Here is a 12,317-nt window from a genome sequence, read left to right on the forward strand (position 1 = left end):
AGCATTCCAAGGAGTCAGTACCATGAGCGACAACATCTTCACCGGCTGCATCCCCGCGCTGATGACCCCGTGTACCGCCGCGCGCGAACCGGACTTCGACGCGCTGGTCGCCAAGGGCCGCGAATTGATCGATATCGGCATGAGTGCCGTGGTGTATTGCGGGTCGATGGGCGATTGGCCGTTGCTCACCGAAGCCCAGCGCCAGGAAGGCGTGGCGCGCCTGGCGGCCGCTGGCGTGCCGACCATCGTCGGCACCGGCGCGGTCAACAGCCGTGAAGCGCTGTCCCACGCGGCACATGCGGCCAAGGTCGGCGCCCAGGGGTTGATGGTGATTCCCCGCGTGCTGTCGCGGGGGGCGTCGGCGACCGCGCAAAAGGCCCACTTCGCAGCGATCCTCGATGCTGCGCCCCACCTGCCGGCGGTGATCTACAACAGCCCCTACTACGGCTTCGCCACCCGCGCCGAGCTGTTCTTCGAACTGCGCCGCGAACACCCGAACCTGATCGGCTTCAAGGAGTTCGGCGGTGGTGCCGACTTGCGCTACGCCGCCGAATACATCACCTCCCAGGACGAAAACGTGAGCCTGATGGTCGGCGTCGATACCCAGGTGGTCCACGGTTTCGTCAACTGCAACGCCACGGGCGCCATCACCGGTGTCGGCAACGCCCTGCCACGGGAGGTGCTGCAACTGGTGGCGCTGAGCAAGCAAGCCGCCAAGGGCGATGCCAAGGCGCGTCGCCAGGCACTGGAGCTGGAAGCCGCGCTGGCGGTGCTCTCGTCCTTCGACGAAGGCTGCGATCTGGTGCTGTATTACAAGTACCTGATGGTGCTCAACGGTGACCGCGGCTACGCCCTGCACTTCAACGAAACCGACCGGCTCAGCGAGGCCCAGCGTCGTTATGCCGAAAGCCAGTACACGCTGTTCCGCCAGTGGTACGCCAACTGGTCGGCTGAACAGAATGTCGCTTGAAACCCCAAGCGCCGACATCGCCGTGGTCGGCGCGGGCATCATCGGCGTCGCCTGCGCCTTGCAGTTGGCACGCCAAGGGCGCCAGGTCATCGTCATCGACCCACAGCCACCCGGCATGGGCGCCTCCTATGGCAATGCCGGCCACTTGGCGACCGAGCAAGTATTCCCCATCGCCGACCTATCGATCCTCAAGCGCTTGCCCGCGATGCTGATGGACCCCATGGGCCCGCTGCACCTGGACTGGAAATACCTGCCCCGCGCCCTGCCCTGGTTTGCGCGTTTGCTGCTGAACCTGCGCCCGGCCAGCTACCGGCGCACAGTCGCCGGGATTCGCGCGCTGAATGAAGCCAGCCTGGGCGCATGGCAGCGCTTGCTACAAGGCATCGACCGCCCGGAGCTGCTGCGCGAAGACGGCTCGTTGCTGGTGTTCGAACGGACGGATTCGCGGGGCGCCATCGACGCGTTACACCAGCGAATGGAGCAACAAGGCGTGCCCGTGGCGTTCTGGTCGAGTGAGGCCATACGCAACGCCGCGCCGCAGTTGAGCGAGCACATCCAGGGCGGGCTGTTCTTTGCGGGCACCGGGCACTTTCTCGACCCGTACCGGGTGGTGTGCGAACTGGTGAACGCCGCCAAAGCCAGTGGCGTGCAATTCCTCACCCGCAAGGTGCTCGACGGGCAGATCAACACCCAGGGCGTTACGTTGATCACCGATCAAGGCCCGCTGACTGCACGCCAGGTGCTGATCGCCTGCGGTGCCCACTCGGCGAAACTCACCGCGGCCTTGACGGGTAAGCACGTCCCGCTGGACACCGAACGCGGCTACCACCTGATGCTGCCCCACGAACATCAGCGCCTGCCCTTCGCCGTCACCTCCCTGGAGCGCAAGTTCATCATGACGCCCATGACCGGCGGGCTACGTCTGGCCGGCACCGTGGAGTTCGCCGGTCTTGAGCGCCCGGCAAATATGCAACGCGCCTGGCAGTTGCATCGCCTGAGCAAAGGGTTGTTCCGGCAAGACCTCAATGCGCAGGACGCCACGCCATGGATGGGGTTCCGGCCCTCGCTGCCGGACTCGCTGCCGATTATCGATCGGGTCGCAGATGGCAAGGTGCTGCTAGCGTTCGGGCATCAACATCTGGGGTTGACGCAGGCGGCGGTGACGGCAGACATCATCGCGCAACTGGCTTCAGAACGGCCGCTGCTGTCGGGTTTGCCGGAACTGGGGGGGTATCGGTTGGCGCGGTTCTAAGAGGCTCCGCGCCAAAAGTGCCGCGCTGAAAAATCCAGAAAGTTCCTACAACCCTTGTAGGAGCGTGTTGCACAGAAGCTGCGCGATGCCTTAGCAACGCCGACGTGGCAAGGACTCCGCGCAGCCTCCCCCTCCTTCTCGCGCCGGGTTTTCACAGCCGAATTCGCCGCAGGTCTTGGCTTCATACACTGAATAAACATCACGTAACTATTCGCCCCCCCTGAGCCAAAACGTAATTGATACAACCCCAAGCGGCCTTCTTCTGCATGAGCCCGCAGCCATGAATAAACACATTTCCCCCCCTGTAGTCAGTGAGTGGTGCTGGGTTGGCAAACTGGCGCCGCCGTTGACGCTGCTCACGTCCTTGCCACGCCAGGCGCTATTGGCCTCCTTGCATGCCCGGACAAGGGGGCCTCTGGTGCTGCTGATCGCGCCCGCCGGGTACGGGAAAACCACGTTGTTGATGCAATGGCGGCAAGCCCTGCTGTCGAGCACGCCATCGGCAACCGTCGCGTGGTTGTCTTTGGATGAGGCTGACAGCGACCCGAATCGTTTTCTGTCCTATCTGATCTTGACGCTGGATCGAGCGGGGCTTGATCTTGGCCATCTGACGCGCCTGGCGCACGCCCAGTCGCTGGATGTGCAGCCGCACCGCACGATCACCGCCCTTCTCCACGCACTCGCCAGGGAAAACCGCCGGGTTACGCTGTTTCTTGACGACTATCACGCAGCGGCAAACGCTGCGCTTGACGCCCTGGTACAGGCCTTGCTGGAACAGGCGGCGCCGTGGCTCGAATGGGCAGTGTCCGCCCGCGCCCGCCCAGGCTGGCCACTGGCGCAGTGGAAGGCCAATGGCTGGGTACACGAAGTGTTTGCCCAAGCGCTGAAATTCACCGAGGTCGAAACCGCCGAAATCCTTGGCCCCGCCGTTTCACCGACCGAGCAACAACACTTGCACGCGAAAACCGAAGGTTGGCCGGTTGCCGTACAGCTGGCCCGACTGTGGTGCGCCAATGGCGACGCATCGCTGTACGGCCTGAACGCCTTTTCAGGCTGTATCGCCGATATGGCCGACTACCTGACCGGGCAAGTGGTGCAGCGCCTGCCCCAAGACGGCCAGGACTTTTTGCGCGACATGGCCCTGCTGGAGCGCTTCAACGCGGAGCTGGCAGATGCTGTACGCGGCCGTAGCGACAGTGCGCAAAGGCTGGTGCAACTGGCCCATCTGGATGCCCTCTTGGTGCCCCTGGATGCGGACCGCCAGTGGTTCCGCCACCACCGGTTGCTCCAGGATTTTTTCAACCAAAGCATCGACGCCAGCATCGCGCGCGACATCCACTACGCCGCGGCCCAGTGGCTGGCTGGGGAAAAGGATTGGGTACAGGCAATCACTTATGCGCTGCGCGCCGGCGATACCCGCCTCGCGGTGGAGCTGGTCGTGCGCGCAGGCAGTTGGGAGGTCGTGCTGCACAAAGGCATTCGCTATGCGCAGAGCCTGCTGGGCTTATTCGACGAGAAAATCCGCCGGGAGGAACCGGACTTGCTCCTGCTCCAGGCCTATCTGCACGCCAAACTTGGCGATCACGCGCTCGCCACGCAATTGCTGTACCTCGCCCACGGCAGGGTCGAGGATGCCCCTCGCCTGGCGCGGGACTTTCACGTCATCCACACGCTGGCGAATGCCTACATGGATCGCTTCGAACCGCGCGATTGCGCAGGCACAGCAGGCGACGACGTACTTGCCCAGGGTACGCTGGAGTGCGTCCATGCCTTGCAGGCACTGACGCAGGGGCAGTTGCCTTTAGCCCTGCAAACCATCCGCTCGGCGCACATCAAAATGCGCCTGGCCGCCAGCGCGCGGGGCGAGAACTATTGCCGTATCCACGAGGCGCAGGTCCTGGCCTTGGGGGGTGAGCTTTCGGCATCAGCGCAGATGGTCGATAACGCACTGGTCATTGCCGATAGCCAGTTCGGCAGCGAAAGCTCGGTCAGGGCGCTGGTGGGCTGTCTCAAGGCGCAGCACTTGTATTGGCAAGGTGCCTGGGCCGAGGCGACGCCCTGGTTTCGCGATGGCTGGGCGTCACTCAAACATACCGATGGCTGGCTGGATATCGCGGCCACCACCGCCGAGGTGACGGGGCGCAGCGCCCTGCGAAATCTGGGCCTGCAACCGGCACTGCTGGAGCTTGAGCACGCCGCCCAACTGGCTACCGCGCGCAACTGGCAGCGCCTGGAACGATTGGTCTGCGCCTGGCGAGTCGACTTATTGGTGCAAGGCGGGTCGTTGACCCAGGCGCGCCAGGAAGCACTGGCCGCCAACCTCGAACACGCAGCGAACAACACCGAGGACTGGCGTAACCTGGAGGCGGCTACGCTGGCATTGGCCCGGCTTCAGTTCGCGACCGGCGCGTCCGGTGCCGCGCTCAATCGCCTGCAACACGGGGTCGGGGTGCTGCAGGCGCAAGGTTTGTGCCTGCCCGCATGGCGCCTGCAAGTGCTGACCCTGGCGGCTCACGGTAAAGGTCATGCGGTAGCGCTGGACGCGATCCTGGCGTCGATACCCGCAGCCGCCCTGCCTGGGCTGTTACTCGAGGCCGGACCTTGCGTACTCGCCGCCCTGGAAGCCTGCTCCGACCGCCATTCCAGGCACTCCACAGTGATCACCCGCCTGCGCGGATGGCGCGCCCACCCCGTTCGCCCACGCACGCCCTTCAGCGCCAAAGAGACGCAGATCCTCGCCCTGCTCGCCGAAGGCCAATCGAACAAAGCCATTGCCCAGGCCATGGATATTTCCGAAAACACCGTGAAATTCCACCTCAAGCATGTATTTGCCAAGCTCGGCGTGGACAGTCGCACAGCCGCCATGGCCGCCGCATTGCGCCTGGGGATGCTGACGCCTTTTCATTGACCCACCCACCTACCCGTGCGGGTAGTCGATCGGCCCCGATCGGTGCCACCTACCCGCCCGGTGTGTAGTCGCCGCCGTGCGCCGCGCCCTAGCATCCCGTCAACACCAGCGAGAGCCCTTCTCCTGGCGCCCATAACAATAAACACAGCAGGAGATGCCCTGTGGGTACGGACGGCAAAACAGTGCGCGTGGCCACCGACGTCGGCGGGACCTTTACCGACTTGGTGTATTTCGAAAGCGATCCGGTCACCGGCGAACAGACCATTCGTACCGCCAAGGTCGACACCACCCCGCCGAACTTTGCCCAGGGCGTACTCAACGTCATCGGCAAGGCCGACGTGGACCTGAACACCGTGGACTTTCTGGCCCACGGCACCACGGTGGTGATCAATGCCCTGACCGAACGTCGCGGCGTCAAGACGGCGCTGATTACCACCCAAGGCTTTCGCGATGTGCTGGAGATTGCACGCGCCAACCGGCCGGACTACTTCAATCTCAAATGGGTAAAACCAGCCCCCTTCGTGCCCCGCTACCTGCGCCGCGAAGTCGCGGGCCGCTTGCACACCGATGGTCAGGAACGTCAGCCGCTTGACCTCTCGCAACTGCCGCAAATCCTCGATGCCTTTCGTGCCGACAATGTGCAAGCCATTGCTATCTGCCTGTTGCACGCCTACGCCAACCCGGCCCATGAACAGGCGGTACTGAATGAAGTGCGCAGGCTCTGGCCACAGGTATCGGTGGTGGCCTCCCATCAGATCACCCGTGAATGGCGCGAATACGAACGCTCCAGTACCACCGTGCTTTCAGCCTATGTGCAACCCATTGCTGCGCGTTACCTGGATGACCTGGTCGATGGCCTGCGTGACAGCGGCTATAAGGCACCCTTGTACATCATGCAGTCCAACTGCGGCGTCGACAGTGTAGAGCACGCCCGACAGACACCGATCACCATGGTCGAGTCAGGCCCGGCCAGCGGTTTTTGGGCCGCTGCGCAACTGGGGCACCTGATCGACGAGCCGAACATATTGGGCCTCGACATCGGCGGCACCACGGCCAAATGTGCGTTGATCCGTAACGGCCAGGTGTCGATCAAGACCGATTACTGGATTGAGCGCAACAGGATCAATGCCGGCTATCCGATCATGGTGCCCGTGGTCGACCTGGTGGAAATCGGCAACGGCGGCGGTTCCATCGCCTGGGTCGACGACTTCGACAAACTGCACGTGGGGCCACAGTCCGCCGGCGCGGTGCCAGGCCCCGCCGCCTATGGCAACGGCGGTACGCACATCACCACGACCGACGCCAACCTGATGCTTGGGCGTATCAACCCGGACTACTTTTGTGGCGGCCACGTGGAGGCCGACTTGCCCGCCGTTATGCACGGCTTGAACGCACTGGGTGAACGCCTGAAATTGCCGGCGGATGAGATCGCTCGCGGCATCGTGCGCTTGGCCAACGACAATATGGTCAACGCGTTGAAACTGGTGTCCTTGAGCCGTGGCCACGACCCACGTGAACTGACCCTGATGGCCTTCGGTGGCGGCGGCGCGATGCACGCCGTCGCGCTCGCTCAGGAACTGGGCGTGAAGAAGGTCATCATCCCGCGCAGCGCCTCGGTGTTCTCGGCCTGGGGCATGACGCTCTCGGACTTGCGCCGCGACCTGTTTATCAACCGATTTGTGGATACGGCCCAGGCCGGCAACCTTGAGCAGACACAGCAGTTCCTCGACGAATTGAGCGATACGGCCCGCGAGCAATTCGTCGCCGAAGCGATCCCCCCACAACACGTCGAACTCCAGGTGCATTGCAAGCTGCGTTACCAGAACCAGGAACATTCAGTCGAGGTGCCTCTCAACCCGCACGAACGTCTCGACGCGGACTGGGCACTGATCGAGCAGCGCTTTCATGGTCTTTACGAACAGCACTACACCTATCGCCTGCAGGCCCCCCTGGAAATTATCGGTTTTCACCTGGTCGCCACGGCCCAGATCGGCAAGTTGACGCCCCAAGCGCTACCGATCACCGGGCGCCACGTCAGCGACGCCTGCAAAGGCCAGCGCCGTGTGGATTACGCCCAAGAGGGCTGCCACAACGCGAGCCTCTACGACTACGACTTGCTCGAACCGCTGATGACATTTTTCGGCCCGGCAATCGTTGAGGACGCCGGCACCACAGTGGTCGTTCACCCCGGCAACCGCGTACACGTCGACCGCCTTGGCAACCTGCACATCATGATCAACGGCTGAAGGAGCGCTGCAATGAGTACGCTTGATATCTTTACACGCGACATCATCCAGAACTCGCTCCAGGCGATTGCCGACGAGATGTTCACCGCCATGCGCAAAGCCGCGATGAGCCCGGTGATTTATGAAGTGCTGGACATGGGCACCGGGATTACCGACGCGCACGGCGACATCGCGAGCTCCGGCGCAGGCATTCCGGCGTTTGTCGGCGTGCTGGACAAGGCCGTGAAGAAGATTCTGCTGCACCATCCGTTGCCGCAGGACATCGAGGACGGTGACGTTTTCATCAGCAATGACCCCCACGACGGCGCAGTCACTCACCTCAACGATGTGGTGCTGGCCATGCCGGTCTTTGCCGAGGGCCAGTTGGTCGCCTGGACCGCTAACATCGCGCACTGGAGTGATGTCGGCGGGCGCGTGCCGGGGTCGTTATCAACGGAGGCGACGGACATCTTCCAGGAAGGTCTGCGCCTGGCGTCGGTCAAGCTGATCAGCCGCGGCCAGCCGATCCGCTCGGTGTTGCAGATCCTGCGCGCCAATACCCGGATGCCGGATTTCATGGAGGGCGACCTGTGGGCCGGGGTGGCTGCAGTGCGCGGTGGGGCAATGCGCCTGCGCGAACTGACGAGCAAGTATGGTAGCGCGCTGTTTTTGCTGGCGATGAAGGACTTCATGGACCTGGGCGAGAAGGTCTCCCTCAAAGCCCTGAGCGCGCTGCCTGCGGGGCAGTTCAATCTGGAAGAACCGCAGGATGACGGCAGCCTGTTCAAGGTCCGGATCGACATCCGCGCCACCGAAATGGTCATCGATTTGCGCGACAACCCCGACCAATGCCAAGGGCCAACCAACCTTAGCCGCGACGGCGCCGTCGTTGCGGCACAGATGGCCTTCAAGGCATTGACCGCCCCCCAAGGCATTACCAATGGCGGCACGTTTCGCCCTCTCAGGGTCTTGACCCGCCCCGGCTCGTTGTTCGACGCGCTGCCACCCGCCGCCGAAGGCTTCTATTTCGAGAACCTGATCCGGGTTCACGACCTGATCCTGTGCTGCCTGGCCCAGCGCTTTCCGGAGCGCTTGCCCGCCGGCAATTTCGCCTCGGTGTGCGCCACGATCATTGGTGGCGTTCACCCGGACACGGGCCGCCTGTTCACCCTGGTCGAACCGGAAATCGGCGGTTGGGGCGCCGAGCCCGGGCGCGACGGCAACAACGCCGTCTACTCCGGGCTGCATGGCGAAACCTACAACTGCCCCGTCGAAGTCTGCGAGGCCCGCTATGGCTTGTATGTCGAGCGCATGGCCTTGAACGATGAACCCGGCGGGCATGGGCAATTTAGAGGCGGCCGTGGCGTGTGCATCGATTACCGGATTCGCGCCGATGGCAGCTTCATGACCTGCGGCTACACCCGCTCGGTCGTTCCGCCCTGGGGCCTGGAACAGGGGGCGGAGGGCACGCCCAACTACGTCGAAGTCATCCGCAAGGACGGTCAACGCGAGCGCCACGCGATGGCCAGCGGCATCGCGTTGAGCGCGGGTGATCTGGTCCGGGTGCGCACCGGAGCGGGCGGAGGGTATGGCCCCGCCATCCAACGAGATCCGGACGCGGTGCGCGACGATCTGAAGAACGGCTACCTCGATGCGGCGACCGCCCAGTCGGTATACGGCCTGGTGACGTGACTTCGGGGCGCCCCCCGCGCCCCGCCTGCTGCTCGGCCTTCAAGAACAACAACAAAAAGAGAGCACCCACATGAAACTGCAACACTCATCTCGCTTATGGGTAGGGCCCGCACTTGCCTTGGTTTTGGGGATCACGCCCCTGGCACAAGGCGAACAGTTCATTGGCTTCGCCCAACCGGGCGTACCCGGACAGTGGGCCCTGGAATCGTTTCCCGTGTTCAGCCGCACGACAAAAGGCAGCGTGCGTGCGGGCAGCAACACCGTCCTGGCGTACTTTTCGGAAACTGGCTTTACCGGGACGCAGCGCGACCAATTGCAGTTTTGGGTCGGCGCCGACACGGGTTACAACAATGACAACAGCGCTCGCAACAACGGGGCGTGGGGCGTCGCGTCGCCGAACCTCGGCCTGGCCTATTACTACAACGTGGTGGAGCCCAAGAGTGCCTATGACTCCGATGACTTCACCACCTTCTGGGTCAACCCCACGCTCTCCCTGGAGTTTCCCAACGGCAACGATGAAGGCACCGGTTACGGCGCGTTTGCCAACCGCTATGGCGCGAGCTTCAGCGTCGCCAACTACCTGCGCGTGGGTCGTTTTGCCGCCACCTTTACGCCGGCCGGCATCCACTACGCCGCGCGCAATCGTCACGCCACCGATCTCGGCAGCGGCGACCCGACACGCCTGCGTGGCGGCGTCAGCTTCTGGCTGGCCGACATCGCCGCCGGGTACCTGGTCACCGACGATGTGTGGCTCGGCGTCCATCACTCCTACCACATCAACAATCGCTCAGCGTCCGACTTCAAGGAATCCCGCGAAGGCAAGATCGGCCCGGCGATGACCTACACCGGTTTCAGCAAACAGGGGCTCTACCTGTCGGCCAACCTGAACTTTGACTACTACCACAGCGACAACCTGCCCCATTCCAATAGTTTGACCATGGCCCTGGTGAAGTTCTTCTAGTGCCATTCAACACACCTATCGAGGAATACCGTGTGGACAGTTCAACCTTCAACATCGCACCGCAAGACATTGCAGTGACCGTGCGCTGGCTCAACCCGATCGGCTGCCCGACCTTTGACGCGCCCATCGCTGAGCTGTTGCACAGCATCAAGCAGCCTTCCACTCAGGTGGAGGTGGTGTCGTTCGACATGACGCCCAGCCCGACGCACCTGGAATACCGCGCCTACGAGGCCCTTACGTATGAACGCAGCGTACACATCGCCCGCGATTGCGCCCGGGCAGGCGTGGACGCGTTAGTGCTGGGTTGCTTTTACGATCCAGCACTGGAAGACGCGCGGGAAATATCCGGTGAAACCCTGGTTGTCGCGCCCTGCCAGGCGAGCCTGCAGGTGGTGGAACAGCTGGCCAATCGCTTTTCGATCATTGTCGGGCGCACCAAATGGATCGAGCAGATGCGCGCGCGCGTACAGGGCTATGGCGCCGGCGCACGGCTGGCTTCGCTGCGCCCGTTGGGCATGGGCGTCGACGAGTTCCAGCGCGATCACGCGTTGACCCGTCGCAAGATCATCGAGCAAGCCCACCGCGCCGTCGAAGAAGACGGCGCTGAAGCCGTGATCCTCGGCTGCACCATCGAATTCGGTTTTTTCGAGGAGGTGCAGCGGGAAGTCGGTGTGCCGGTGATAGATCCGGTGGTCGCGGCATTCAAGGTGGCCGAAGCGATGGCGGGTATGAAACGCCGGTTTGGCTGGCGTCCGAGTCGAGTCGGTAGCTGTGAGCCGCCACCGGAAGCTGAAATCGAACGGTTTGGTTTGTTCCGCGACCCCGCGCCAATTGGCAACCGCGTCAGAGCCTGACTTGCAAGAGGATCGCCAGCATGAGTGATATTTCCTCCACGCTACACACCGATCACCCGGAACCTGCGCCGGATTCGCACACCTGCAACGTGGGCGACGTCTTCCGAGAATTCCCCCTGACCCGTACTCACCTGCAGTGTTGCCTGGTGCTGTTCTTTGTCTTTGCGATTGAAGCCTGGGAGATGATGATCATCGTCTACACCGCGCCGCTGATTGCCGCCGAGTTTGGCCTGGACGCCCTTGGCGTGGGCCACCTGATCGGCGCGATGTTCATCGGCATGCTGCTGGGTGCGCTGGCCTGGGGCAAAGTTGCAGAACGCATTGGCCGTAAACGCGCGATTATCTGGAGCCTGGGCACTTATGGCGTCATCTCCCTGGCCAGTGCGTTTGCACCCGATTACTCGACCCTGTATGCCCTGCGATTGCTGTCCGGGGTCGCCGCCGTGGGCATGATGGTGGTGACCTTCGCGCACTACCAGGAACTGTTGCCGGTACGCCAGCGCGGCTCGTTGACCGTTTATCTCGCTTCCGGTTGGCCCATTGGAATGCTGCTGGCGTTGGGCGCCACCGTGTGGTTACTGCCGCAAGGTTGGCGCGCGATCATCGTCTTGAGTTCGCTCGGTGGGTTGTGGGCGATCGCCGTGGCACGCTGGGTACCGGAGTCGCCTTATTGGCTAGCCTCTACCGGCAGGCAACAGGAGGCCAGAACGGCGATTGCCGTATTGAGCCAAGGGGCGGTGCGCATACCCGAGCACTGCGAACTGCAGGTTGATCGCAGTGCTTCGGGGCGCCAGCGTGACCTCTTCAGCCGTGCTCTGTTGAAGGTCAGCCTGCTGCAAATCACGGTCAACTTTACCTTCTCTTGGGGTTACTGGGGTTTGCAAACCTGGCTACCCACCTTGCTGCAGCAGCGCGGCCTGAGCTTGCCGCAGAGCTACGGTTTTATCGCGTTGTCGGCGTTGTGCATGATCCCCGGTTATATGGCCGCGTCGTATCTGACGGGGCGCTTTGGGCGCAAAAAAGTCATCGTGAGTTTTATCAGCGCATCGGTGTTGGCAGGTTATGGTTTTGCCAATGCCCACAGCCTGGAAATGCTCTACCTGAGCAATTTCGCGTTGGCGTTCTTTAGCCTCGGCGCATGGGGGGTGTGGGGGGCATGGATCGGTGAGCTGTATCCCACCTCGTTACGAACTGTGGGTTATGGCTGGGCGATTTTCGCCCAGCGCGTGGCGAACGTACTGGCACCGTCGCTGATCGGCGCGCTGATCGCCTACGGCACTTCGTTCAACCAGACGACCAGCATCATCAACGCTTTTCTTTTGGTCACGGTCATTCTTGCCGCGTTCATGCCGGAAACCGAAGGCGAGGCGTTGCGCTGAAACCGCCTGAGTTCAGCGTCGAATCCGACAACGTGAAGGGTTCGCCGCTGGCAGCGGTCGCCAAGGCGATCAGGCT

The 12,317-nt window shown here is 62.9% G+C and carries 8 protein-coding genes; all 8 read left to right on the plus strand.

Annotated elements, in window-relative coordinates:
• Window positions 1–22 precede the first annotated feature (22 nt).
• The 8 genes from J2Y83_RS14020 (at window position 23) to J2Y83_RS14055 (ending at window position 12,241) form a co-directional block, all read left to right on the plus strand.
• Window positions 23–970: a dihydrodipicolinate synthase family protein gene (locus J2Y83_RS14020; protein WP_253396047.1), complete on the plus strand. Its 948-nt coding sequence runs from the start codon at window positions 23–25 to the stop codon at window positions 968–970.
• The gene (locus tag J2Y83_RS14025; protein WP_253396048.1) at window positions 960–2,222 is read left to right on the plus strand and encodes an NAD(P)/FAD-dependent oxidoreductase; all 1,263 of its coding nucleotides are present in this window, start codon (window positions 960–962) and stop codon (window positions 2,220–2,222) included. Before J2Y83_RS14020 ends, J2Y83_RS14025 begins: the two co-directional genes overlap by 11 nt.
• A 280-nt stretch (window positions 2,223–2,502) precedes the next feature.
• Entirely contained in the window at window positions 2,503–5,130 is a 2,628-nt protein-coding gene (locus tag J2Y83_RS14030) for a LuxR C-terminal-related transcriptional regulator (protein WP_253396049.1), read from the plus strand.
• A 161-nt stretch (window positions 5,131–5,291) separates the two neighbouring features.
• On the plus strand, window positions 5,292–7,376 hold the full coding sequence (locus J2Y83_RS14035) for a hydantoinase/oxoprolinase family protein (protein WP_253396051.1): 2,085 nt from the start codon (window positions 5,292–5,294) through the stop codon (window positions 7,374–7,376).
• A gap of 12 nt (window positions 7,377–7,388) precedes the next feature.
• Window positions 7,389–9,047, plus strand: coding sequence for a hydantoinase B/oxoprolinase family protein (locus J2Y83_RS14040; protein WP_253396053.1), 1,659 nt, complete (start codon window positions 7,389–7,391; stop codon window positions 9,045–9,047).
• Between the two features lie 70 nt (window positions 9,048–9,117).
• Window positions 9,118–10,008: a hypothetical protein gene (locus J2Y83_RS14045; RefSeq protein WP_253396055.1), complete on the plus strand. Its 891-nt coding sequence runs from the start codon at window positions 9,118–9,120 to the stop codon at window positions 10,006–10,008.
• A gap of 32 nt (window positions 10,009–10,040) precedes the next feature.
• Complete coding sequence (locus tag J2Y83_RS14050) at window positions 10,041–10,862, plus strand: aspartate/glutamate racemase family protein (RefSeq protein ID WP_253396057.1); 822 nt, start codon at window positions 10,041–10,043, stop codon at window positions 10,860–10,862.
• 20 nt (window positions 10,863–10,882) lie between these two features.
• A complete protein-coding gene (locus tag J2Y83_RS14055) occupies window positions 10,883–12,241 on the plus strand; it encodes an MFS transporter (protein WP_253396059.1) in 1,359 nt (452 codons plus the stop codon).
• Window positions 12,242–12,317: the final 76 nt, after the last annotated feature.

It is taken from the genome of Pseudomonas marginalis (assembly GCF_024169655.1).
In the GTDB taxonomy this organism is placed as follows: domain Bacteria; phylum Pseudomonadota; class Gammaproteobacteria; order Pseudomonadales; family Pseudomonadaceae; genus Aquipseudomonas; species Aquipseudomonas paraveronii.